Genomic DNA, 23,044 nt, shown 5'->3' with positions numbered 1-23,044 from the left:
CTTAAGGAGTCCGCCATGTTTCACCGCCTACTCGTCGCGCTCGATGGCAGCGACACCGCCTCCCGTGCGTTCGACGCCGCGCTGACCCTTGCCGCCGAATCGGGCGCCGAGCTGCAGCCGCTGTACGTGATCGACGTGCCCGTCATCGCCTACGACGCGCCCGGCTTCGACCCTTGCGTGATCCAGGACGCCTTCATCGAGGAAGGCAAGCGGATCGCGGCCGATGCCCAGAGCCGGATGACCGCGCGCGGGATCAAGGGCACGGCCCGCACCGTCGAAGCCGCGATCACCGGCGAAGACGTCGCGCATCGTATCGTCGAGGCGGCGCTCGAATGGCACGCCGACGCGATCGTGATGGGCACGCACGGCCGCCGTGGTGTTCAACGACTGATGCTCGGCAGCGTCGCCGAGCGCGTACTGCGCAGCGCCAGCTGCCCGGTGCTGATGGTTCCCGCGCACGCGAACGGCGCGACGCGCGATCGGTCAGTCCCGGCCTGCGCCGAAAACGAACTCACCTGAGCTGAGCCGCGAAAACCAGGCTGCTGCGCGGCCGCTCCCGCGCGATCGCGCCACGGCTGCGCGACGCGGCGCTTCAGGGCCGCGCGTGCCCGGGTTCGTCATGCCGCACGATCAGCACCGGCTTGTCGGTCGCACGCACGAGCGACTCCGCGCCGCTGCCGAGCAGAAAGCGCTGCACGCCGTGGCGGCCGTGCGTGCCCATCACGATCAGATCGGCTTCGATTTCGTCGGCGACGCGCGCGAGCACCGCGGACACGCTTTCGGCGTACGCGTCGATCACCCGCACGCCGCCGGGCACCTGCGCCTCGCGCATCAGCTCGCGCGGCGCATCGAGCGCGCGGCTGGCGAATTCTTGCGCCGCGGCCGCCGGTTCCGGCTCGAAAGCCACATCGGCATTGTCCGACCACTTGCCGTGCCCTACCACGCAGCAGGCTTCGAGTGTGGCGCCCGTCAGCTTCGCGAGCTTCAGCGCCTCGGCAAAGGCGCGCTGCGCGCTGGGACTGTCGTCGAGCGCAACCAGAATTCGTGCATACATGTTGGACTCCCTGTGAAAGCGCTGGCATGAACCGAAGCGGTGCCGTCGCGTGTCCGCGCCGACAGTGTGAAGCGCGCGCCGCCGCGCGGCTTGACGCAGGTCAATGGGTCTTTATCGGCTTGTTCCGTGATTACTTAATCAACTGCATGCCTGCGACTTTCGAAGCCGTCACGTCGAAAGTAGCCGTGTACTCGCACTCGGCTACATACCCCATCGCCAGCCATGCACTAGGAATATTCCTACAACACTACCCGAACTCCTAGCGCCGCTTAAATCCCCGCCGATATATTTTCTGAGATGAGGTCGCCAATACTGGTCGGTATGGACACCGCCCCGCCAGCCACCTTATCGAGAGTCTTCCTCGTCGACGATGCGACCGAGGTCCGGCGCCGGCTTGCTTGCCTGATCGCGCTGATTCCCGGCATCGAAATCGCCGGCGAGTCCGCCGGCGTCGAGCACACGTTCGACGACATCGTCGCGAGTCGCGCCGATGTCGCGGTGCTGGACCCGTGCTTCTCGGGCAAGACCAATCTGCTGCTGCTCGCGGCGCTGTCGCGGGTGCGGCCGTCCATCGTCAGCATCGTGTTGACCAATCATTGCACGACGGCGTTTCGCCGAGCGTGCGAAGCGGCGGGCGCCGACTTCTGCTTCGACAAGACCTCGGAGTTCGAACTCGCCTGCCGTGCCATCGAAGCGATTGCCTATGCGCGTCGTGCGCATCCGGCCTGACCGCCAGGAGCAGATCATGCAAGTTGCCGCAGTCTGTGAACCCCGCCACGACGCGCCCCGCAGTTCGCACGTCGTACCGATCCACGTCGTGCCACGCACCGCGGCCACACGCTACGCCGTGCCGCGCTGCTCCACCTGCGCGATGCGCGCGATCTGCATGCCGCCCGAGCTGACATCCGACGAACTGAGCCGACTCGACACGTTGATCTGCTCGACGCGCTCGATCAAACGCGGTGATGCGCTGTATCGCGCGGGCGACGCGTTTCAAAGCATCTACGCGATCCGTGCCGGATCGTTCAAGACCGTGGTCATGCATCGCGACGGCCGCGAGCACGTGACTGGCTTCCAGATCGCCGGCGACTCGCTCGGCTTCGACGGCATCGGCGAGGGCAAGCAGAATTGCGATGCGATCGCGCTCGAAGACAGCGTCGTGTGCATCATTCCGTTCGCGCAGCTCGAGGCGATCTGTCGCGAGATGAAGCCGATGCAGCATCACATCTACCAGATGATGAGCAGCGAGATCGTGCGCGAATCGAGCCAGATGATGCTGCTCGGCACGATGAGCGCCGAACAGCGCGTCGCGACGTTTCTGCTGAATCTGTCGAAGCGCTTCAAGGCGCGCGGCTTTTCCGCGGCGGAGTTTCATTTGCGCATGACCCGCGAGGAAATCGGCTGCTTTCTGGGCATGAAGCTCGAAACGGTGAGCCGGATGTTCTCGAAGTTCCAGCGCGAGCGCCTCGTCAAGGCGAACGGCAAAACGATCCGCATCGAAGACGCGGAAGGACTGGCTCGGGTTTGAACGCCGACGCGACGCTCGCCTCACGTTCGTTCGCGGGACATGCGGGGTGGAACAAGCGCTCCCGAACTGATATAACTCGGTGCGTTGCGGTGCGCGACCTTGCGTGACCACCCGGAGGAGCGATGGGTCTGTCGAGCGGCGAGTCTTCCTGCTTCACCAGTGCGGCGTCCGTGTCGGACGTGCCCGTCGAGGATCGCTTTTTCATGTTGATCGATGCGGTTCAGGACTATGCGATCTTCATGCTCGACGTGTCCGGCCGCGTGACCAGCTGGAATCCCGGCGCACAGCGCATCAAGGGCTACACGCCCGAAGAAATCATCGGCCAGCATTTCTCGAAGTTCTATACCCCGGAAGACATCGCGGCCGGCAAGCCCGCCCGCGAACTGGAAATCGCCGCAGCCGTAGGCCGCACCGAGGACGAAGGCTGGCGCGTACGTCGCGACGGCTCGCGTTTCTGGGCCAACGTGGTCGTTTCCGCCGTGCACGACGCGTCGGGCGCGCTGCTCGGCTTCGCCAAGATCACGCGCGACCTGACCGAACGTATGCGCCTCGCGGAACTCGAACGCGCGGATCAGGTATCCACCCACGTGCAGATCGCCCGCGAAAACGAGCAGAAACGTATGGCGCGCGAACTGCACGACGATCTCGGCCAACGGCTGACCGCGCTGAAAATGAGCGTCGCGCTGCTCGAAGCGAAGCTGAAAAGCCAGGCCGACACCGAGCCGCTGGCCGCGCAGACGCATGAACTGCAAAAGCAGATCGACTGGATGGCCGCTTCGCTGCGGCGTATCGCCGCCGATCTGCGGCCCCCGCTGCTCGACGACCTCGGGCTCGCCGCCGCGCTCGACTGGCTGGCCGAAGACTTCACGAAACGCTACGACGTGCGCTCGAGCGTGCATCTCGAACCGGCCGAGCCGGTGTGCGGCGAATTCGCGGCGACGGCGCTGTTTCGCATCGTTCAGGAGGCGTTGACGAACGTCGCGCGGCACGCCAAGGCCAGCCGCGTACGCATCGACATGACCTGCGCGGACCCCATCGTATCGCTCGATATCGAGGATGACGGCGTGGGTGTCGCGCTGGATCGGTCGCAGGGAACAGATTCATTCGGTTTGCTCGGCATTCGCGAACGCGTGCGGCAGTTGCGCGGCAACGTGTCGTTCACCAGCTCGCCGGGCCATGGCTTCAGGATCTCGATCCAGATACCGGCCGACGCGCTCGCGTAATGCTCACGCGCTGCCGCGCCCCGCTGTCGCGGGTTACTCTGCAGCCGCATCTTCGGTGCTTGGCTCGCGCATGAGCAGCACCGGACAGGTCGAGAAACGCAGCACCCGCTCCGCCACGCTGCCGATCACGAGGCGCCGCACGCCGCGTCGCCCATGCGTGCCCAGCACAAGCAGATCGGCGTGGATCTGCTCGCCGTGGCGCAGCACGATCGCGGCGACGTCGTCGGACAGGCTCTCCGACTCGATCATTTCAGGGCGGCAAGGCACATCGGCGGCGGCGCAGGCCTGTTCGGCCTCCTCCAGCACCAATTGGCCGTCCTGGCGCAAGGCTTCGACGAGCGTGAGCGGGTCGTAATAGCCGGCATAGGAAAAGAGCGGCGTCTTGTCGACCACATAAACCGGATGCACGACGCCCTTCGTCAACGCGGCGAGATTCACCGCTTCTTTCAGCGCGCGTTTCGAGAAAGTACTGCCGTCTAGCGCGACGAGGATATGTTGGTACATGCCGATTCTCCACTGAGGTTGGATTTGTCAACGCGCGTGGCGCGCCCCTGCTACAGATAAAAGGGCCCGCCCGGACTGCCCAGATACGGCTCCCGCCACTCGCCGTGCGGCACGTCGTCCGCCCGCAACGACGACGCGCCGCGCGGACACACGAGCACGGGACACGCCGCGTCGCGCAGCGTGCGCGACGTCACGTGCCCCGGCAAAGGGTGCGGCGCGCCGCGCATGCCGTGCGAACCCATCACGATCAGGTCCGCGTGCCAGCGTTGCGCTTCGTCGAGAATCGCGCTCGACGCATCGCCGCAATCATCGTCGAACTCGAGCAACGCGGTTTCGGCCGCGCGCCGGCTTTGTTCGAGCATCGCCGCGCCGCGCCGCAAGACATCGATTCGATGCTGCGACACGACTTCGAACGGCAGCCATTCGCACCACGCGAAGCGGTCGTCGGCCGCGTAGACGACCTTGATGCGCGCGTCGGGCGGCGCTACCGCGAGCGCGGTGCGCAGCGCGTCGAGCGCGGTGTCGCTGCCATCGATCGCGACCAGCACGCGGCTCACCGCCGAGGCATCGCTCGCGTCGGTCGACCTCGCCGGCATGTACAGCGCCGGACGCCCGATCGACGCGACCAGTTCCTCGGGATCGATACGGCTGTCCCAGCGATGTTCACGCGGATGCGCGGCCACCGCGATCAGATCCGCGTCCCATTGCGTCGCCGTGTGGGCGAGCGCTTCGGCCGCGCCCTGATGCAGCGCGGTGAGATCGACGATCTCGGCGTCGGTCGCCGCGACGACGCCGTGCAACGCGATCACCGCGTCGCGCAGCGCGGCCTGCGCGCCGTGCAGCATCGCGCGATGCGCCTCGCACCAGTCCGGATAGCTGAGCATCAGCGTCGGATAAAGCGCGGCTGGATTGCAAACGATATCGACGAGACGAAAGCGCGCATCCGCCGCGACCAACTGCCGGGCGACGCGCGTGCCGAGCGGCAGTCCGCTGCCGCCCGCGGACGCGATCATCACGCGGTGGAAGGTGTTGCGCCCGGCAGCAGTGTTCATCGGCTCTCCTCGGATCGTCGCACCGCGAGGCGGCGCGTCAAGCGCGTCGCTTCACACCTCGGCCCGTGACGGGAACGCCAACGGTTCGCGCTCACATGATGAACGCCGACGCGGCGCGCGGCTTGATCTGTATCAAGCGCCAACGGCTCGCTAGCGGATCACGGGCGGACCGCGAGCACGGCCGCGCCGGTCAGGTTGCCGTTGCGCAGATCGTCGAGCGCGCGGTTCGCGTCGCGCAACGCGTAAGTCGTCGTCTCGATCGCGAGCTGCGTCTCGGCGGCGCTGCGCATGAACTGAAGCCCATCGTCGCGGGTCAGATTCGCGACCGACACCACCCGCCGCTCGCCCCACAGAAACGCGTACGGGAACGACGGAATGTCGCTCATATGAATGCCGCCGCACACCACCACGCCACCTTTCGCGACCGCCTGCAACGCCAGCGGCACCAGTGCGCCGACCGGCGCGAACAGCAGCGCGGCGTCGAGTTCGCCGGGCGGTGCCTCGTCGCTGCCGCCGGCCCATGCCGCGCCGAGGCGCAGCGCGAGTTGCTGGGCCGCGTGGTCGCCGGGACGCGTGAACGCATAGACGGTGCGCTGCTGGTGACGCGCCACCTGCGCGACGAGATGCGCGGCCGCGCCGAAACCGTAGATGCCGATCCGTTCGGCGTCGCCCGCCATGCTCAACGTGCGATAGCCGATCAGACCCGCGCACAGCAGCGGCGCGGCCTCGACATCGCTGTAGTGCGGCGGCAGATGAAAGCAGTAGCGGCTGTCGGCGACCGTGCGCTCGGCGTAGCCGCCGTCGATCGTGTAGCCGGTGAAGCCAGCGTCGTCGCAGAGATTTTCGCGGGCGGACAGACAGTAGCGGCAGTGGCCGCAGGTGCGCCCGACCCACGGCACGCCGACCCGCTCGCCCACCGTGAAACCGCTGACGCCCGCGCCCAATTCGGCCACCACGCCGACGATTTCGTGGCCGGGAATCACCGGCCGCTTTGGATGCTCGAGCTCGCGGTCGATCAGATGCAGGTCCGTGCGGCACACGCCGCACGCATGAACGTCGATCAGGATCTCCCCGGCACCGGGCCGCGGATCAGGCACTTCCCGCTCGGTCAGCGTCGCCGAGCTGCCGTCGAACACCATCGCTCGCATCGGGTTCTCCTTCAGATGCTTCGGTAGCGACAAGCTGCCGTCATGGCAGACAGCGAGGCGCGCGCCGTTCTCAGCAGCGTAGGCGCGCCATTGTGTCGCGCGATCGGCCCGCGCCGCAGACCGTTTGATCGAAGTCAATAAGGGGCGTTTCGCCGCCCGTACACTGATCTTATTCCTGATACCGGAGTACGTGCCGTGATTGCGCGAATCCGAAACTGTCTGCTCGTGTGCTCGGCGTGCGCGCTGACGGCCGGCGTTGCCTATGGCGAGCCCGAGCCGAGCGCGGTGGGCCGTTATCGGCGCAGGACGCGCACACGCTCGTGCAATGGGTACTTAGCCAATAAGGACTCGATGCGCACGCAGCGGGCCCGCTGCCGACGCGCGATGGCGCCGGCAATGCGAATCAGTTGTATACATTGCGGAGACATGTCATGCGTTTGACTGTTCATCTCGACACGTTCGATCGTGTCAACCCGATGGCCTTCGCCATTCTCTGGCTCGACAAGGACACGCGGCAATGGTCGCGCGAAGGTCATTTCGGGCTCGAGTTGCCCGAATGGGGCGCGTTGCATATGGATTGCGGCAATACGCTCGTGTGCGCGCCGCATAGCTCCGCGCCGGTCTGCGTGCTCGAGGGGCTCGATCTGAATCAGCTCGACGGGCCGTTCGAAGGCGAGGTCGGCCGCGTGCAGTGGTGCGCCGAACACGGCCGCATCCTCGCGAGCGGCCACTGGCGCGTGCAATGCATCGACGTCGAACGGACGGCACCGGAAAACGGCGTATTCGCAACCGGCGAAGACGCCTGAATCGGCACAGCTCCGGCGTACCGCGTCGCCGATGCCATGACGCGCCGCCGGATATTTCCGTGAGTACGCTCGCAACGATGCGATCGCACTGCGCCCCGCCGAATTCGAACACGTCGCGCTCGGCGAGGTCGAGTGCCTGAGCAAGCGACTCGCGCAACATGCTGCGCGCGTTCCCGAGCGGCTGAAAGCGCCGTGGCTGCGCACGCAGATTCGCGCCGCGCACACTACATCGCGATCACCTTGCCAGGGTTCAGGAGATTGTGCGGATCGAGCGCGAGCTTGATCGCCTTCATCGCGGCGAGTTCGGCCGGCGAGCGTGACAGGCCGAGCACGCTCAGCTTCTCCTCGCCGATCCCATGCTCGGCCGATACCGAGCCGCCCATTTCCCCCGTCAGTTCATAGACGACGCGCTTGACGTCGTCGATGGCCTCGTCGGTCCAGCCAGGTTCTTGCACCACTACGTGCAGATTGCCGTCGCCGAGATGCCCATAGACGAGGATCGTCGCTTGCGGCCAGCGCGCGCAACCGCTCGTCGCAGCGCTGCGCCGCGTCGCCCGCCTGCGCGACCGCGAAGCTGATGTCGAACGAGATGCGTCCCGGAATCAGGCGCGGATATTCGGCTGGCGCGTCGCGAATCGCCCAGAACGCCGCGGCGTCCGCGTCCGATTGCGCGATTGCGGCGTCGGCGATCACGCCGGCGTTCAACATGTCGGCGAGGAATTCCTCGAAAGCCGCCGACTGCCGTTCCGGGTCCGCGCCGCAAGTCTCGAGCAATACGTAGTAGGCGTGATCGCTCGCGAGCGGCACGCGCAGTTCTGGCAGGCGTTGCCGCACGAAGTCGCAATAGCTTGGCCACATGACCTCGAACGCGGACACGCCGGCCGGCAGCCGCTCCTGCGCGCGGCCGAGCAGCGTGGTCACCGCCGCGTAGTCCGGCATGCCGCACCATGCGGTCGAGATCGCGCGCGGCTTGGCCCGCAGGCGCAGCACCGCGCGCGTGATGACCGCGAGCGTGCCCTCGCTGCCCGTCAGCAGGTTGCGCAGGTCGTAGCCGGTATTGTTCTTGATCATCTTGCGCTCGCCGCCGATCACGCTGCCGTCGGCGAGCACCGCTTCGACGTCGAGCACCTGGTCGCGCATCATCCCGTAGCGGATCACGCGATTGCCGCCCGCATTGGTCGCGATGTTGCCGCCGATCGTGCAACTGCCGCGCGCGCCGAGGTCGAGCGCGAACATGAAGCCGGCGTGATCGGCCGCTTCCTGCACGACCTGCAGCGGTGTGCCCGCGAACACGGTCATCGTCGCGCTGACCGGATCGATGTCGATGACGCCGTTCATCCGCTCGACGCTCAGCGCGACCTCCCCGCCAAGCACGCAGGCACCGCCCGCGTGCCCGGTCATGCCGCCTTGCGTGACGACCGGCTGCCGGAATTGATGGCAGATTCTGAGCGCGGTGGCGACCTCTTCGGTCGTGCGCGGGCGGATCAGCGCGATCGGATCGGTCGATGGCGTGCCGCTCCAGTCCGCGAACCGCCGCCCGCCAAATTCGGCCGGCAGGCTCACGATGTCAGCGCCGAGCGCCGCGCGCAGCGCGGCGACGGCTTCGTTACCGCGGGTCGCGGAGATCGGTTCCTGCTGCATCGGATATCTCCAGTTCGTCAGACGGGCAGAGCCGCTGCGCGCGCTTCACCTCGCGGCCTGAATGAAGGCGGCGTTCCAATTGCATCCTCCAATGCGTGATCCGTTCGGCTATTCGGTCGTGTCGCTGCAATGCACCCGCTCAGGTCACCACGCCGACCTGCCACGGCACGAACTCGCTTTGCCCATAGCCGTGCAGCTCGCTCTTCGTGCGCGTGCCGGACGCGCAGTCGAGCATCATGCGAAAGATCGCTTCGCCGAGTTCGTCGATGCTCGCGCTGCCGTCGACCACACCGCCGCAATTGATATCGATGTCGTCCTCCTGGCGCTCCCACAACGCGGTGTTGGTCGCCAGCTTCAATGACGGCGACGGCGCGCAGCCATAGGCGGAGCCGCGCCCGGTCGTGAAGCAGATCAGGTTCGCGCCCGAGGCGACCTGTCCCGTCGCCGACACCGGATCGTAGCCGGGCGAATCCATGAATACGAAGCCCTTCGCGGCGATCGGCTGCGCGTATTCGTAGACGTCGACCAGATTCGTCGTGCCGCCCTTCGCGACCGCGCCGAGCGATTTTTCGAGGATCGTCGTCAGGCCGCCCACCTTGTTGCCCGCCGATGGGTTGTTGTCCATCGCGGCGCCATTGCGCGCGCAATAGTCCTGCCACCATGCGATGCGCGCGAGCAGCTTGTCGCCGACCGCGGCGCTCACCGCACGCCGCGTCAGCAGATGCTCGGCGCCGTAGATTTCCGGCGTCTCCGACAGGATCGCGGTGCCGCCGTGCCGCACGAGCCGATCGACCGCGGCGCCGAGCGCCGGATTCGCGGAGATGCCAGAGTAGCCGTCCGAACCGCCGCATTGCAGACCGACGCATAGATGCGAAGCCGGCACCGGCACGCGCTGCACGCGGTTCGCGTCGGCGAGCATCTCGCGCACCATCGCGATACCGAGTTCGATCGTCTTGCGCGTACCGCCGCTGTCCTGGATCGTGAAGCTGCGCAGCTTCGTCGTGCTGGCGTCGAGACCGCCCGCGGCGAGCACGCCGTCGATCTGATTCGTCTCGCAGCCTAGGCCGACGAACAGCGCCGACGCGAAGTTCGGATGCACCGCGTAACCGGCCAGCGTGCGACGCAGGATCGCAATGCCCTCGCCTTGCATGTCGATGCCGCAGCCGAGCCCGTGCGTCAAGGCGATCACGCCGTCGACGTTCGGATAGTCGGCGAGCGCGTCGGGACGCACGTCGCGCCGGAAATGATCGGCAATCGCGCGCGCGACCGTCGCCGAGCAGTTCACACTGGTCAGAATGCCGATGTAATTGCGCGTCGCGATGCGGCCGTCGTCGCGGCGAATGCCCATGAAATGCGCGGGTTCCTCGACGTAGACGGTCGGCTGCGCATCGACGCCGAACGCGTGCTCGCGCGCGAACTCCGACATGCCGAGATTGTGCGTGTGGACATGCTGGCCGCGCGCGATCGCCTCACGCGCGACGCCGATGATCTGGTTGTAGCGCTTGACCGGCTCGCCTTGCGCGATGTTGCGCGTCGCGATCTTGTGCCCCGGTGGAATCAGTCCGGCGACGACCAGTTGTTCCGCCTCGATGCGCGTGCCCGGCAGCAACTGCCGGGTCGCGATGATGACGTCGTCGCCCGGGTGCAGGCGGATGATCGCGGACGCGACGCTAGCTTGAGTCGACATGAGAAGCCTCGAAAACAGGGTTATCCGTATGCGTTGACACAGAATACGTCAGATCGTGGAGCGCGCGCCCTTCGGCAGATCGCGGCTTTCCGATTCCAGCGACAGCGGCTCGATGCGTCCCACGATGAAAAGATAGCTGAACGCGCCGAGAAAGCAGAAGCCGCCCGCGACGACGAGCGGGATCGTGAACGAGCCCTTCGTCATCGCGACCATCACGCCGGTGAACGTCGTAATCACGATCCCCGCCAGATTCGACGCAAAGTTCTGGATGCCGCCGATCGACGCGACATGGCGCGGTGTCGGCGCGACGTCGCAGGGCAGCGACCAGATGCTCGCCGCGGCGAACGCGAGGCTGCCATAGGCGATACCGAAGAACGCGAGCATCAGATACGTGTTCTCCGTGAACGCCGACAGCGTGATCACCGACGACACCAGCATGCCACCGACCATGCAGGTCTTGCGCGCAGCCGTCAGGCTCCAGCCGCGCCGGAACAGCGCGTCGGACACATAGCCGCCGAGCCAGCCGCCCGGAATCGCGATCAGCGCCGGAATCATGCCGAGCGTGCCGAGCGATTTCAGCGAGAAGCCGCGCGTCTGCACGAGATAGCTCGGAAACCACGTAATGAAGAAGTAGATCACGAAGTTCAGGCAGAAGAAGCCGAGCATCATGCCCCACAGCGTGCGATGGCGAAACAGCGATGCCCACGTCACGTTGTCCTGGCCGCCTCTCGCTTGAGCCGCCGGCGCAGCGTTGCGCGCGGTCTCCATCGCGTCCTGCACGGGATTCCGATAGATCACGAACCAGCCGACGATCCACACCGCGCCGAGCAAGCCGGTGAGGACAAAGGCGGCCTTCCATCCGAGCGTGCCGATGATCAGCGCGACCACGGGAATCGACAGCGCGGAGCCGACCCGCGAGCCGCTATCGAAGATGCTGGTCGCGATCGCGCGCTCCTTTGGCTCGAACCATTGGCTGACGAGCTTCGTGCAGGACGGATACGCGCCCGCCTCGCCGACGCCGAGCAACAGGCGGCAGCCGAACATGCCCGCGACGCTGGTCGTGACCGCGGTGGCCGCGGTAAACACCGACCACCACCCGACCGCGAGCGGCAACGCGATGCGCGCGCCGACACGATCGACGAACCAGCCGAACGGCATCTGCATCAACGCGTAGGTCCAGAAGAATCCGCTCAGGATGAAGCCCATCTCGGCGGGGCCGATGCCGAGCGCCTTTTCGATTTGCGGCACGGCGACCGCGAGATTCGCACGATCGATGTAGTTCACCGCGATCGCGAGAAAGCACAGAAAAATCACTACCCAACGCATCTTCTTCTTCATGAAACCGTCTCCTCCTGGGCTGGCATCTACTCTATTTGGATGAACCATGCGGCCTCGTGGCCGCCGGTGTGCTGCCGGGGTGTGCTGCCGGGGTGTGCTACAGACAATCACCGGCTTGAAACGCCGCTCTTTCTTTTGCTCGTGATTGCGCGCGATGTCGGCGAGGCGATGATCGAGGAACCGCCGGCCTCGCGCGTTCGGCGAGCGCGAGTTGGCCGGGTTGTTCGCAAATGACAGTCTTCATCGTCATGGAGAAATTGATCGGGTGTCGGGATGCGGAGCGACCAGCAGGGCTGCACGGCTGGCGTCTCCTCGGCGTCAATCTGGCCTTACCAATTTGCAAAAATAATGGCGAGTGCGATACTGGTCAAGCCAATTCGCACGGAGTTGGGGGAAACCCCGAACGCTGTCGCCGAACACGCACGATTTGCGCGCCGGGCGCTTCGATCTACAATCGGCGCTCGCCTTATGGGGCTTGCACAAGCTACATCGCCGGGAATCGTTTCGTGACCACCAGACCTGCCGACACTCGCCGCCTCTATCTTCAGATCGCGGAAAAATTGCGCGAGCTGATCGCTCAGCCGGACTTCGCGCCGAACGGCCGCCTGCCGCCCGAGCGCGCGCTGGCGGAGACGCTCGGCGTGTCGCGGCCGTCGGTGCGTGAGGCACTGGTCGCGCTGGAACTGGAAGGGCTCGTCGAGATTCGTATGGGTTCGGGCGTCTACCTGTGCGCGACGCCGTCCGCGCAGAATGATGCGTCGCTGTCGCAGGCCGAACTCGGCGATAGCCTGCTCGACATCCTCGGCGCGCGCTGCCTGATCGAAGGCTCGATCATCGCGAGCGTCGCACCGTTCTGCAAACCGAAAGATCTGAAGATGCTGCGCGCCATCTACAACGAGATGGAGCGCGAAGTAAAGGCCGGCAGAATTCCGGTCGCGGCCGATCGCGCGTTCCACCTCGCGATCGCGCAAATGTCCGGCAATGAGGTGCTCGTGCGCACCGTCAGCTCGCTATTCGATGCGCGGCATAGTCCGCTGTCGGAAAAGCTGCGCGGCCACTTCGAGAACGAGACGACGTGGGGCGCCGTGCCCGACGAACATCTCGTGATTCTCGAAGCGCTGGAGGCGCATGATGCGATTCAGGCGCAAGCGGCGATGCAGCGTCACTTGAAGCTGTCGTTGGAGCGGGTGATTGCGGGGGGGCAGAAGACGTCTTAGGTGCCGCTGCGGGAATACCGCTGATTCACCACTACGCGTCGCCCTCACACGTCGGTATAAACCTGCATCGCAATCCGCTTGCTCTGCGGCTCACCCTCCGAGATCTGGATCAGCTCGCAAGCACGGCGCTCCGGCTGCGCCATGACTGGCGTCCACACCCAGTAGTGATTGCCCGGCAAGCCATTGACCGCCACCACGCGGTGATTGCCCGCGGCATCGATCGCATGGATCGTCACGCGGCTGATCAAGCCGCCCTTGAGCGCGCGCATATCGTCGACCGCTTCGGTGACCGCGCGCTCGACGCTCATGCCCATTTTCATGTAGAGCACCACCGCGCGCGCCGTGCCGGCGCGGATCGTCATCTCGCCCGCGCCCGTGCATGCGCAGGCGCCGTAACGGCTATCGGCATAGGAGCCCGCGCCGATCACGGGGCTGTCGCCGAGACGGCCCGGATATTTCCAGCCCCATCCCGATGTACTCGTGCCGCTCACGACATTGCGGGCGCTGTCGAGCGCAAGAAAAACCGTCGTGTCCTTGCCGATCTCCGGATCGACCGCGTCGTGGCAATAGCGTTCGAGCGGCACGTTCGGCCACGCGGCCCTGTCGGCCGCGCTGACTTCGCCGTCGAACCAGCGCGCGTAAGCCTTGCGCGAATGTTCGGCGAGCAGCTCGCAGCGCTCCGCACCCGTTTCGGCCGCATAGCGCGCGGCGCCCTCACCGATCAGCAGCTCGTGCGGCAGCCGCTCCATCACGGCACGCGCGACGCTCACCGGATGCCTGAAGCCCTTCAGACCGCCCACCGCGCCAGTGCGCAGCGTCGAGCCATCCATCACCGACGCATCAAGCTCGACTTCGCCGAGCAGATTCGGCCAGCCGCCACGCCCAACCGTGCGCACCTCTTCGTCATCTTCGACGAGCCGGATGCCTGCCTCGACCGCGTCGAGCCCGGCACCGCCATTGCGCAGCAGTTCCGCGGTCAAGCCGATGCCGGATTTACCTTCGTTGTTGGTCAGAATAATCATGTGTTTGGGTCTTGCAGGCAGAAATGTGCGGAGCCTCGGGGTCAAAGTCCAGCGCGGAAATCCTTGTTCCAGAAGTCGAGCATTTCCGTTTTGTGTTTCATCAGCATCGCGAAGTCGACCGGCACGATCCGCTCCAGCTCCTTGCCCGAGAAGCCCACCGCCTGTTGCAACGACGGCGGCAGGTTCGCGTTCGTGATCGTCGGCGCGTAGCCCATCGATTCGGCGAACGCGCGCTGGGAACGCGGATCGAGCATCGCATTCAGATAGAGAAACGCGCAGGCGGACGATTTACTGCCCGCGGTGACGGCGGCCTCGAACGTGGCCGGCAATGCGCCCTCCTTCGGGAACACGTAGTCGACCGCGAGGCCCGCCTTTTTCCACTGCAGCGCGCGCGCCTTCCATGTGACGGTCACGACGATCTCGCCGCTCTTGAGCGCCGACGCCAGTGCATCGACCGACGGATACACTCGCGGCGATGCCTCGCGCAGCGCGCGCAAATACTTCTGCCCGAGCGCGAGATCGTTCGCTTGTCCGCCCGAGGCGAGCGCGCCCGCGAGCGTCAGATAGTCATACTGATCATCGACCAGGCCGATTTTGCCCTTGAATTGAGGGTCCAGCAGCGCGGCGAGACCGTCCGGGCGCGTGCGCACCCTGTCGGTATCGTAGACGAGCACGAGCGCGCTGAAGATGTGCGGGACCGCGTAGCTGCGACGAAATTGCGGAATCACGTTGGCAAGGTTCGGCAGCAGCGCGTCATCGAGTTTCGCGGTCGTGCCTTCGGAGTACATCTGGAACATGTCGTTATCGCGCAGCAGCGCGACGTCCATCGTGCTGCGCCGGCCGTGTGCTTCGGCGCGCATCGTGGTCTGCCGCGCGAGCGCACTGCCGACCGCATAGGTGATCGCATCACCGGTAGGCGGCACCAGCGAATCGATGTTCTGTTGCAGCAGGCGTTGATAGTCGCCTCCCCACGTGCCGACCACCACCTGACCGGAACACGCACCGGCCGCATTGGCTTTCAACGCGAACGGACCCAGCGCGGAGGCGGCGACGAGCGTCCCCGTCGATCGAAGAAAACGGCGGCGTGGCTGGTTGATGTGGTTCATACACTCGCTCCAGGAGAAATGCGTTTCGAAAAGAAACCGCAACAGACGACGTCAGGCCTCGGTGGCCCGATCTGTATTTCATTGGATAGGTGGGGAACGCCGCTGCCGCCGCGAAGCGGCAATCGGTCAGCTCGCTGCCGTCAAGCGCGTATTCACGGCCGCCAGCACTTCTTCGAGCGTCTCCTCCATCACCTTCGACAATTCGTCGAGATGCGGAGCCGGCGCGGCGCCATGCGGCGTGATCTTCAGCGTGTAGAAAGGCATTGCGTGCTCGAAGCGGCGCAAGATCAGATTCGAGTCGAGAAAGTCGTACGCCGACACCGGATGCAGCAAACCGATGCCGAGGCCTTCCTTGACCATCGTCGCGATGTTGACCGAATACGGCGCGGTCGCCACCACCTGCGATTGCAGCTGACCGGTCGCGAACACCTGATCCATGCCCCAACGCACGAGGTCCGGCAGATCGTACGACACGATCGGCTGATTCCGCAGATCCGCCACCTTGATGACCTTGCGCTTGCCCAGCGGATGACCGGCCGGCAACGCGCAGATCGCGTCGAGCTGCGCGAAGGCGGTCGAATCGGTGCCGGTCACGTCGACGGTATTCGTGACGAGACCGAGCGCGAGTTGACGCGACACCACCTGATCGCGAATCAGCGACGATGCCCCGGTCGTCAACGCAATCTGCACGGCCGGATGCCGCCGATGAAAGTTCGCCACGACGCGCGCGAAGTAGCCGAGCCCGAACGATACGACCGAGCCCACGCGAATCACCGCGGTCGACGGATTGCGCAAGCTCAGCGCGAACTCGCGGATGTTGTCCAGGCCGGCATAGCGCCGCTCGACTTCCTCGAACAGCGCCAGGGCTTCGACGGTCGGTTCGAGCCGGCCGCGGCTGCGATCGAACAGCGTGAGACTGGTCGAGCGCTCCAGATCGGTAATCAGGCGGCTGATACCTGACTGCGAAGTGCCGATGACCTGCGCGGCGCGAGTCGTCGTGCGCGTGAGCATCAGCGCCCTGAATGCGTCGATGTGCCGAAAGTCCATCCGTTCTCTCCGGATTGCACGGGCCGCCGGCGCTCCCCGCTGTCAACCTCGCTCGCACGCGAGCGCTGCGCATGTCACGCCGGCAAATCAAAGGCATGGATTCTACCGCCCTTCATCACGACCGGAATGCGCTCGCCCTGCCCCAGCAGACAGTCGAGCGACGCAAGCGGATTGCCGTCGACGACGAGCATGTCGGCGTGCGCGCCTGCCGTGATCTGCCCGAGCTGCCCGACCTGGCCGAGCACCTGCGCGCCGACCACCGTTGCGCTGCGCAGGATTTCGAGCGGCGTCAGCACTTCGCTGCGCAAGCGGAATTCATCGCTTTGCAGACGCTGCGATTCGCCGAGCAGATCGCTACCGAAGCCCATCGGCACGCCCGCCGCGCGGAAGATTTCGAGCGAACGCAGGCCCGCCTGGCGCACGCTCCCGATCTTCGCGACGCTGTCGGCGGGCAGGCCGAGCGCTTCGCCTTCGTTCGCGAGCGCGTCGTAGGTGACGAGCGTCGGCACCGCGAACGCGCCGTGCTCGGCCATCACCCGCGCAGCCGCTTCGTCGACCAGATTGCCGTGCTCGATCGTCCGAACGCCGCAGCGTACCGCGCGCGCGATCGCCTCGGCCGTGTATGCATGCGCGAGCACGTAGGTGCCGCGCGCCCGCGCCTCGTGGACGATCGCCCTGATCTCGTCTTCCGAATAACCCCATGCGCCGACCGGATCGGTGGGCGAGGCGACGCCGCCCGAGGCCATGATCTTGATCTGGTCGGCACCCATCTGCAGCTCTTCACGCACCGCGCGACGCACAGCATCGACGCCGTCGGCGACACGCGATATCGCGCCGACCCGCGCACAACACGCGCACGGGCTATCGGTGCCGATGTAGTCGCTGCGGCCGCGCATGTCGCCGTGTCCGCCGGTCTGGCTGATCGCGCGGCCCGACACGAACAGGCGCGGACCTTCGGCGAGACCCTGTTCCAACGCCTGTTTGAGCGCGAAGCCCGCGCCGCCCGCATCGCGCACTGTCGTGAAGCCACGCCGAAGCATGCCTTGCAACAACGGCAACGACTTCAGCGTGACCAGCACGTTCGGCAAGTTCACCTGTGCCGCGAGATTGAGCTGCGTCGCATGCACGTGCACGTGCAAATCGATCAGGCCAGGCATCAGCGTCTTGCCGCGCAGGTCGATTTCCCGTGCGGACGCGCTGCGGATCGGCCGGTCCGAGACCTCCTTGATGCGTCCGTTTTCCACCAGCACCGCGTGGTCCTCACGCAATTCGCCGGCAGCCGGATCGAGCAGCGCGCAGTGCGAGAACAGAATCGACTCCATCAGGTCTCCTCCCGGTACAAGATCCGGGTCATCTCCAACGTTGAAGGGTGTCGCGCGCTGCGCGACTCAATCGATGGTCGCGTGCGCGAGCGTGCGCGGGGTCTTCGTGAGCAGCTCCGGCGTCGGGCCGGTCACGACCGAATCGTCGAGCCGGAAACCGCCGAGGCCGTACACATAGATGCCGGGCTCCGCCGAGTACACCTCGTTGTCCAGCAGCGCGCGGTGATTGAACGCCATGTCGTCCGGATATTCGTGACCGATGATGCCCATGCCATGCCCCGTGCGATGACGGATGTACTTCGCGCAGCCGGCCTGCTCGATCACCGCTTGCGCGGCCGCGTCGATACCCGAAACCGGCTGACCCGTGACGGCCGCCGCGACGGCCGCCTCGTTGGCCGCGCGCGCGACCTCATGAAAACGCGCCTGCTCGGCGCCCGGTTTGCCGCAGAACCAGGTGCGCTCGTTCTCGATCACGAGACCGTTCAAACGCGGAATCACGATATTGACGAGACCGTCGCCCGCCTTGATCTGCGCGCCGCACGACGCACCGTCGCCGTGCGGCGACGCCGATGCCGGTCCCGACAAGGTCCAGCAACGCATCACTTCGAGGTTCTCGCCAGGAAAGCGGCGCGCGCCTTCGGTCACCATCAGGGTGGCCATCTGATAGTCGAGTTCCTGAACGAGCCGTCCGGGGCGAATGTTCTCGCGATAGCGGTCCTGCACCCAATCGGCGAGGCTTGCGGCGGCCCGCATGATGGCAATCTCCTCCCGGTGCTTGACCCAGCGCAACGAGCGCAACTCGGCGAGCATCGGCAGGAACTCCGCGTCCGGCAGCAGTGACGCCGCGCGGCCGAGCGGACCGCCGGCGGCTTCGACGCCGATTCGCGATGCGCCAAGCCCGGCGGCACGCAAACGCGCGGCGATTAGCTCCGGGACCTCCGCGAGTAGCGGCTGCCGCTCGACCACGCGCGGATGCTCGGAGTAGAACGAGATATCGTCGAGCCACAGATGTCCGCGCTCGCGCGCCATCATCACGTGATGCGTCGACAGCTCGTTCATGATCGCGAACGGCTCGCCCGACAGCGGCACGCACACGGCGATCGGCCGCTCCCAGGTCTGCACGTCGACGTGGAAATTGGTCGCCCACTGGAAGAAGTCGGCGGACGTGAAGATGAGCGCATCGACTCGCTGACGTTCCATCAGTGTTTGCATCAGGTCGTGACGGTAAGCGCGAGTCTTTTCGGTGAGGATTGGCATCTGTCGTTCCTTCAGGAAGAAGAATTAAGGAGAGGCGCATCCCACACACCAGCCGGCGGCGCGCCCTGCCAGTTCAGGTCATCATCGTCTTCGCGTAGCGCCGCTGGATGATCCAGTGCGACAACAGCGCCAGCGCAAACGTGACGACCATCGATACGATCGACAGCACGGCCCCGAACGGCCAGTTGTTCGCCTTGGCGATCTGGTCGTAGATTGCCGGCGTCATCATCGTGATGCCGGTGCCGCCGAGCAGCACCGGTGTCGCGTACGCGTTCATGCACAGAATGAACACGAGCATCGTGCCGGCCGCGACGCCGGGCGCCGCGATCGGCAGCACGACGCGCGCGAGCGTCTGAGCGAAGCTCGCGCCGAGATTGCGCGCGGCTTCCTCGATCGAGAAATCGAGCCCTTCGAGCACGCTCTGCAAGGTCAGGATCATGTATGGCAGAACAACGGCAGTGGTGCCGGCCACCACCGCGAACGGCGTATACAGCAGCCGCACCGGTTGATCGACGAGGCCGAGCGCCATCAGCATCGCATTGACGAAACCCGCGTTGCCGAGCATGACCATCCAACCCGCCGCGCGCACGACGTTGCCGACCAGCAGCGGAAACACCAGCAGCATCACCAGTTGGCTCTTGAAGCGGCTCTGCGTTTTAGCCAGCACATAGGCGACCGGAAAACCGAGTACGAGCGACAGCGCCGTGCACAGCGCGGCCACCTTGATCGTGGTCCACAGCACCGCGTGGTAGTACGGATCGGTCAGAAACTGGACGTAGTTCTCGAGCGTGAACGCCGCCTGCATCATCTGGACCGAGTCGAAATGATTGAAGCTGTAGCGCACCAGTTGCACGCCCGGCAGCACGATCACGAATAGCACGACCAACACGGCAGGCGTTGCGAGCAGGCCCCCGGCGAAGTCGCGGCGCCGCGGCGCGGCGTTCAGTGCGCTCGTCGTCATGGTTCAAAGTCCCGGCTTGAATTCCTTGTTCCAGAAGTCGAGCAGCGCCGGTTTTTCCGCAGTGAAACGCGCGTAGTCGACTTTGACGAGGCGATCGAGCTCGGCATTCGTGAAGCCGACGCTCTGTTGCAGCGTCGGCGGCAAGGCCGCATCGGTGACGGTCGGCGCATAGCCCATCGTCTCGGCGAAGCCGACCTGCGCGCGCGGATCGAGCATCGCGTTCAGATAGTTGAAGCCGCACGCACGCGTCGGCGCGTTCTTCGGCACGGCGGCCTCGAACGTGACCGGCACGCCGCCCTCTTTCGGGAACGCGTAGTCGACCGGCACGCCGCCTTTCTTCCACTGCAGCGCGCGCGCTTTCCACATGCAGGTCATCCAGATTTCGCCGCTTTTCAGCGCCGCCGCGACCGTTTCGTTCGACGGATAGACCTTCGGCTGCTGCTTGCGCACCTCGCGCAGAAACTGGATGCCGGCCGCCGTGTCGCCATTGTGCTGGCCCGCCGCGAGCGAAGACTGCAGCACGTTGAAGTTGTACAGAATGTCGGAAAAACCCACCCGTCCCTTCAGTTTCGGATCGAGCGCGACCGCGAGCGAATCGGGTTTTGCCTGAAACTTCTCCGGGTTGTAGACGATCACCATCGCACTGAAGATGTGCGGAATCGAATACGGGCGGCGCAGCGCTTCGATCGTGCGCGCCGAGTTCGGCACCAGTTTCGTGTCGAGCGGTTCGAGCACCCCGGAACGGTTGACGTCGAACATGTCGATGTCGGCGAGACAGGCGACGTCGAGCGAACCGTGACGCGACATCTTCTCCGCGCGCAGCTTCGTCATGCGGCCGATCTGATCCGCCGAGTCGTACGTGACGCGACCGCCAGCGGCCTCGATGATCGGCTTGCCGATGTTCTGTTCGAGCAGGTTCAGATAATCGCCGCCCCACGTGCCGACGACGACGTTGGGGCAAGCGTCGGCCGCCAACGCCGTGCGCGGATCGAAACCGAGCGACGGAGCGACGAGCAGACCGGAAGCAGCTTTCAGAAACGTGCGGCGCGTGATGGGATAGCTCATTTTATGGTCCTTCAGGCGGAAAAAAGCAGGCAATCTTCGGTTCTGAAGCACGCGTGCAGCGTGTCGCCCGGCGACCATGCGCCGGCACCGGCATGCGCGGTGTTCGGCACGAGCGCGACGAGGCTCTGGCCGCGCTCGCTCGTGAGGCGCAATTCGACGGTCGCGCCGAGATAGATCCGGTCGGCCAGCCTGACCGGGATCGACACTTCGCTGTGCTCCGGCGCCGCGGCAAGACGCAGGCGCTCGGGTCGGATGCCGAGCGTGTTGGCATTGCGCGCGGCCGCGTTGACTGTGAACTTTTCGCCGTTCGCGGTGATGAACTGGCCGTTGTCGACGTGGCCCGCGAGGAAATTCATGCGGCCCAGGAAGCTCGCGACGAACGGATTGGCGGGCCGCTCGTACAACGCGTCCGCGCTGCCGATCTGCTGCACGCGTCCGTCGTGCATGACGGCCACGCGGTCCGCCATCGCAAGTGCTTCCTCCTGATCGTGCGTGACGAAGATCGTCGTGAGACCGAGACGCTGCTGGAGCGCGCGAATTTCTTCGCGGACCTCGACGCGCAGCTTCGCGTCGAGATTCGACAACGGCTCGTCGAGCAGAAATACGTCGGGCCGGATCGCGAGCGCGCGCGCAATCGCGACGCGCTGCTGCTGGCCGCCGGACAACTGCCGGGGATAGCGTTCGGCGAGCGAGCTCAGCCGCACCATGTCGAGCGCCTCGCGAATGCGCGTGTCGCGCTCCGCCTTCGGTACGCGCCGCATTTCCAGACCGAACGCGACGTTCTGCGCGACGGTCATGTGCGGAAACAACGCGTAGCGCTGAAACACCATGCCGGTATTGCGCTTGTCGGGTGCGAGCCGCGTGACCTCGGTGTTGCCGATCCAGATTTCGCCGTCGCTCGGCTCGACGAAGCCCGCGACCATGCGCAGCGTCGTCGTCTTGCCGCAGCCGCTCGGGCCGAGGAACGCGACCAGCTCGCCCTCGGCGATATCGAACGACACGTCGGCGACCGCGGTCGTCGCACCGTACTGCTTGCGCAGATTGCGCAGGGATACCTGAGCCATGATCAGATCACCTTGCCGAGCTTCACGAAACGATCGGTGATCAGCATTACGATGCCAAGCAGCACGATCTGCGCGGCCGATACCGCCGCGATGGTTGGGTCGAGATTGAATTCGAGGTACTGCATGATTGCGATCGGCAACGTCGTCTTGCCGGGGCCGACGAGCGGCAAGGTCATCTCGAGGTTCTCGAACGAGACGATGAAGCCGAACAGCGTGGAGGCGACGATCGCCGGCCGCAGCATCGGCAGCGTGACGCGCCACAGCGTGCGCCACGCACCGGCGCCGAGATTGCGCGCCGCCTCCTCGACGGTGGTGTCGAGCTGGCCCAGGCTCGCGGTGACGAGGCGGATCGTCCATGGGATCGTCAGGCAGATATGCGCGAGCAGCAGGCCGCCGAATGTGCCGACGATGTCGGTGTCGAGCGCATTCTCGGCGCGCAGGTAGAACAGATAGGTCGCAATGCCGGCGACGATGCCAGGCACGACTAGTGGCAACAGCAGCGTGTTGCTGACGAGACGCCGCCCAGCAAACCGGTAGCGCGCAAGCGCGAGCGAGGCAGCGACACCGAGCACCACGCCGCCGATCGCGGCGCCGGCCGCGAGCTTCAGCGACAGCACGAAGCCGTTCGCGAACGCGTCGTTACGCCATGCGTTGACGTACCACGACAGCGTGTAGCCGGACGGCGGGAACGTGATGATCGCGTCCTTGAAGAAGCTCAGCCAGATCACGAAGATCAGCGGGCTCAGCATGAACAGATAGATGAGCGCGACGCCCGCCCTGACGAACCATTTCACCGGGGACGGACGTGGGTGGGACAAAGCGCGCGCGGAAACGATGCTGTTACCGTCGATCGGAACCTGCGTCACCGCGCTTTCTCCTTGGTCGGGATTACACGTTGGGGTGTGTCCGGCGGAGTGGTGACCTCAGGCCACCCCCGCTTCGCCTCGGCTGGTCGCAATGTAAATTTGCATAGCCTGACGAACTGCGATTCACAGTAGCATG

The 23,044-nt window shown here is 65.6% G+C and carries 21 protein-coding genes and 2 pseudogenes; 6 read left to right on the top strand and 17 right to left on the bottom strand.

Translation table 11 applies throughout. The features are described from left to right. Positions 1-15 precede the first annotated feature (15 nt). Entirely contained in the window at positions 16-519 is a 504-nt protein-coding gene (locus tag HWY30_RS01070) for a universal stress protein (protein WP_090810869.1), read from the top strand. Between the two features lie 73 nt (positions 520-592). On the opposite strand, the gene HWY30_RS01065 is transcribed toward HWY30_RS01070, so the two are convergent. After that, entirely contained in the window at positions 593-1,054 is a 462-nt protein-coding gene (locus HWY30_RS01065) for a universal stress protein (RefSeq protein WP_090810867.1), read from the bottom strand. Between the two features lie 321 nt (positions 1,055-1,375). Between HWY30_RS01065 and HWY30_RS01060 the strand changes: the two genes are divergently transcribed. From HWY30_RS01060 to HWY30_RS01050, 3 genes are all read left to right on the top strand, one after another. Continuing rightward, positions 1,376-1,783 (top strand): response regulator, encoded by a 408-nt coding sequence (locus HWY30_RS01060; protein ID WP_090810865.1) that lies wholly within the window; start codon positions 1,376-1,378, stop codon positions 1,781-1,783. A 16-nt stretch (positions 1,784-1,799) separates the two neighbouring features. Then, the gene (gene fnr, locus HWY30_RS01055; protein ID WP_167368790.1) at positions 1,800-2,582 is read left to right on the top strand and encodes a fumarate/nitrate reduction transcriptional regulator Fnr; all 783 of its coding nucleotides are present in this window, start codon (positions 1,800-1,802) and stop codon (positions 2,580-2,582) included. Between the two features lie 122 nt (positions 2,583-2,704). After that, positions 2,705-3,805, top strand: coding sequence for a PAS domain-containing sensor histidine kinase (locus tag HWY30_RS01050; protein ID WP_090810861.1), 1,101 nt, complete (start codon positions 2,705-2,707; stop codon positions 3,803-3,805). A gap of 33 nt (positions 3,806-3,838) precedes the next feature. Here the strand turns inward: HWY30_RS01050 and HWY30_RS01045 are convergent, their stop codons facing one another. The 3 genes from HWY30_RS01045 to HWY30_RS01035 form a co-directional block, all read right to left on the bottom strand. Continuing rightward, positions 3,839-4,309 (bottom strand): universal stress protein, encoded by a 471-nt coding sequence (locus HWY30_RS01045; RefSeq protein ID WP_090810859.1) that lies wholly within the window; start codon positions 4,307-4,309, stop codon positions 3,839-3,841. A gap of 50 nt (positions 4,310-4,359) precedes the next feature. Then, the gene (locus tag HWY30_RS01040) at positions 4,360-5,361 is read right to left on the bottom strand and encodes a universal stress protein (RefSeq protein WP_090810857.1); all 1,002 of its coding nucleotides are present in this window, start codon (positions 5,359-5,361) and stop codon (positions 4,360-4,362) included. A gap of 158 nt (positions 5,362-5,519) precedes the next feature. Then, positions 5,520-6,509 (bottom strand): zinc-dependent alcohol dehydrogenase family protein, encoded by a 990-nt coding sequence (locus HWY30_RS01035; protein ID WP_090811846.1) that lies wholly within the window; start codon positions 6,507-6,509, stop codon positions 5,520-5,522. Between the two features lie 431 nt (positions 6,510-6,940). Here HWY30_RS01035 and HWY30_RS01030 point away from each other — a divergent pair, with 431 nt between their 5' ends. Continuing rightward, the gene (locus HWY30_RS01030) at positions 6,941-7,315 is read left to right on the top strand and encodes a DUF3564 domain-containing protein (protein WP_090810855.1); all 375 of its coding nucleotides are present in this window, start codon (positions 6,941-6,943) and stop codon (positions 7,313-7,315) included. Positions 7,316-7,364: 49 nt separating this feature from the next. Here the strand turns inward: HWY30_RS01030 and HWY30_RS41330 are convergent. The 4 genes and pseudogenes from HWY30_RS41330 to HWY30_RS01015 all read right to left on the bottom strand — a co-directional run. Beyond that, positions 7,365-7,484 (bottom strand): annotated as a pseudogene (locus HWY30_RS41330) (RNA polymerase sigma factor); the annotation flags it as partial. A 55-nt stretch (positions 7,485-7,539) separates the two neighbouring features. After that, positions 7,540-8,956 (bottom strand): annotated as a pseudogene (locus HWY30_RS01025) (FAD-binding oxidoreductase). 139 nt (positions 8,957-9,095) lie between these two features. Continuing rightward, positions 9,096-10,643 carry a UxaA family hydrolase gene (locus HWY30_RS01020; protein WP_090810853.1) on the bottom strand — a complete coding sequence of 516 codons (1,548 nt, stop codon included), beginning with the start codon at positions 10,641-10,643 and terminating at the stop codon, positions 9,096-9,098. 48 nt (positions 10,644-10,691) lie between these two features. Beyond that, entirely contained in the window at positions 10,692-11,981 is a 1,290-nt protein-coding gene (locus HWY30_RS01015; protein ID WP_090810851.1) for an MFS transporter, read from the bottom strand. Between the two features lie 506 nt (positions 11,982-12,487). On the opposite strand from HWY30_RS01015, the gene HWY30_RS01010 reads away from it, so the two are divergent. Further along, entirely contained in the window at positions 12,488-13,198 is a 711-nt protein-coding gene (locus HWY30_RS01010; RefSeq protein WP_090810849.1) for a FadR/GntR family transcriptional regulator, read from the top strand. Between the two features lie 44 nt (positions 13,199-13,242). On the opposite strand, the gene HWY30_RS01005 is transcribed toward HWY30_RS01010, so the two are convergent. The 9 genes from HWY30_RS01005 to HWY30_RS00965 all read right to left on the bottom strand — a co-directional run bounded on the left by HWY30_RS01005 (position 13,243) and on the right by HWY30_RS00965 (position 22,908). Next, positions 13,243-14,220, bottom strand: coding sequence for a glycosylasparaginase (locus HWY30_RS01005; protein WP_090810847.1), 978 nt, complete (start codon positions 14,218-14,220; stop codon positions 13,243-13,245). A 41-nt stretch (positions 14,221-14,261) separates the two neighbouring features. Then, positions 14,262-15,326: an ABC transporter substrate-binding protein gene (locus HWY30_RS01000; RefSeq protein WP_090810845.1), complete on the bottom strand. Its 1,065-nt coding sequence runs from the start codon at positions 15,324-15,326 to the stop codon at positions 14,262-14,264. Between the two features lie 126 nt (positions 15,327-15,452). Next, entirely contained in the window at positions 15,453-16,373 is a 921-nt protein-coding gene (locus HWY30_RS00995; protein WP_090810843.1) for a LysR substrate-binding domain-containing protein, read from the bottom strand. Between the two features lie 74 nt (positions 16,374-16,447). Further along, complete coding sequence (locus HWY30_RS00990; protein WP_090810841.1) at positions 16,448-17,695, bottom strand: metal-dependent hydrolase family protein; 1,248 nt, start codon at positions 17,693-17,695, stop codon at positions 16,448-16,450. A 66-nt stretch (positions 17,696-17,761) separates the two neighbouring features. Then, positions 17,762-18,952, bottom strand: coding sequence for a M24 family metallopeptidase (locus tag HWY30_RS00985; protein WP_090810839.1), 1,191 nt, complete (start codon positions 18,950-18,952; stop codon positions 17,762-17,764). A gap of 73 nt (positions 18,953-19,025) precedes the next feature. Further along, a complete protein-coding gene (locus tag HWY30_RS00980) occupies positions 19,026-19,913 on the bottom strand; it encodes an ABC transporter permease (RefSeq protein WP_090810837.1) in 888 nt (295 codons plus the stop codon). Between the two features lie 3 nt (positions 19,914-19,916). Next, entirely contained in the window at positions 19,917-20,978 is a 1,062-nt protein-coding gene (locus tag HWY30_RS00975; RefSeq protein ID WP_090810835.1) for an extracellular solute-binding protein, read from the bottom strand. Positions 20,979-20,989: 11 nt separating this feature from the next. Continuing rightward, entirely contained in the window at positions 20,990-22,042 is a 1,053-nt protein-coding gene (locus HWY30_RS00970) for an ABC transporter ATP-binding protein (RefSeq protein ID WP_090810833.1), read from the bottom strand. A 2-nt stretch (positions 22,043-22,044) separates the two neighbouring features. Beyond that, positions 22,045-22,908 (bottom strand): ABC transporter permease, encoded by an 864-nt coding sequence (locus tag HWY30_RS00965; RefSeq protein ID WP_090810831.1) that lies wholly within the window; start codon positions 22,906-22,908, stop codon positions 22,045-22,047. Between the last annotated feature and the right edge of the window lie 136 nt (positions 22,909-23,044).

Source organism: Paraburkholderia tuberum STM678, assembly GCF_902833905.1.
GTDB lineage: Bacteria > Pseudomonadota > Gammaproteobacteria > Burkholderiales > Burkholderiaceae > Paraburkholderia > Paraburkholderia tuberum.
The sequence above is the reverse complement of the archived record's forward strand: the minus strand, read 5'-3'. Positions and strand labels throughout refer to the sequence as shown.

Coding starts and splice junctions, on each gene's coding strand:
- HWY30_RS00985 (WP_090810839.1), bottom strand. CDS start 18,952: ATGCCAATCCTCACCGAAAAGACTCGCGCTTACCGTCACGACCTGATG.
- fnr (WP_167368790.1), top strand. CDS start 1,800: ATGCAAGTTGCCGCAGTCTGTGAACCCCGCCACGACGCGCCCCGCAGT.
- HWY30_RS01070 (WP_090810869.1), top strand. CDS start 16: ATGTTTCACCGCCTACTCGTCGCGCTCGATGGCAGCGACACCGCCTCC.
- HWY30_RS01020 (WP_090810853.1), bottom strand. CDS start 10,643: ATGTCGACTCAAGCTAGCGTCGCGTCCGCGATCATCCGCCTGCACCCG.
- HWY30_RS01000 (WP_090810845.1), bottom strand. CDS start 15,326: ATGAACCACATCAACCAGCCACGCCGCCGTTTTCTTCGATCGACGGGG.
- HWY30_RS01065 (WP_090810867.1), bottom strand. CDS start 1,054: ATGTATGCACGAATTCTGGTTGCGCTCGACGACAGTCCCAGCGCGCAG.
- HWY30_RS00975 (WP_090810835.1), bottom strand. CDS start 20,978: ATGAGCTATCCCATCACGCGCCGCACGTTTCTGAAAGCTGCTTCCGGT.
- HWY30_RS01005 (WP_090810847.1), bottom strand. CDS start 14,220: ATGATTATTCTGACCAACAACGAAGGTAAATCCGGCATCGGCTTGACC.
- HWY30_RS01040 (WP_090810857.1), bottom strand. CDS start 5,361: ATGAACACTGCTGCCGGGCGCAACACCTTCCACCGCGTGATGATCGCG.
- HWY30_RS00990 (WP_090810841.1), bottom strand. CDS start 17,695: ATGGAGTCGATTCTGTTCTCGCACTGCGCGCTGCTCGATCCGGCTGCC.
- HWY30_RS01035 (WP_090811846.1), bottom strand. CDS start 6,509: ATGCGAGCGATGGTGTTCGACGGCAGCTCGGCGACGCTGACCGAGCGG.
- HWY30_RS01030 (WP_090810855.1), top strand. CDS start 6,941: ATGCGTTTGACTGTTCATCTCGACACGTTCGATCGTGTCAACCCGATG.
- HWY30_RS01015 (WP_090810851.1), bottom strand. CDS start 11,981: ATGAAGAAGAAGATGCGTTGGGTAGTGATTTTTCTGTGCTTTCTCGCG.
- HWY30_RS00980 (WP_090810837.1), bottom strand. CDS start 19,913: ATGACGACGAGCGCACTGAACGCCGCGCCGCGGCGCCGCGACTTCGCC.
- HWY30_RS01050 (WP_090810861.1), top strand. CDS start 2,705: ATGGGTCTGTCGAGCGGCGAGTCTTCCTGCTTCACCAGTGCGGCGTCC.
- HWY30_RS00970 (WP_090810833.1), bottom strand. CDS start 22,042: ATGGCTCAGGTATCCCTGCGCAATCTGCGCAAGCAGTACGGTGCGACG.
- HWY30_RS01060 (WP_090810865.1), top strand. CDS start 1,376: ATGGACACCGCCCCGCCAGCCACCTTATCGAGAGTCTTCCTCGTCGAC.
- HWY30_RS00995 (WP_090810843.1), bottom strand. CDS start 16,373: ATGGACTTTCGGCACATCGACGCATTCAGGGCGCTGATGCTCACGCGC.
- HWY30_RS01045 (WP_090810859.1), bottom strand. CDS start 4,309: ATGTACCAACATATCCTCGTCGCGCTAGACGGCAGTACTTTCTCGAAA.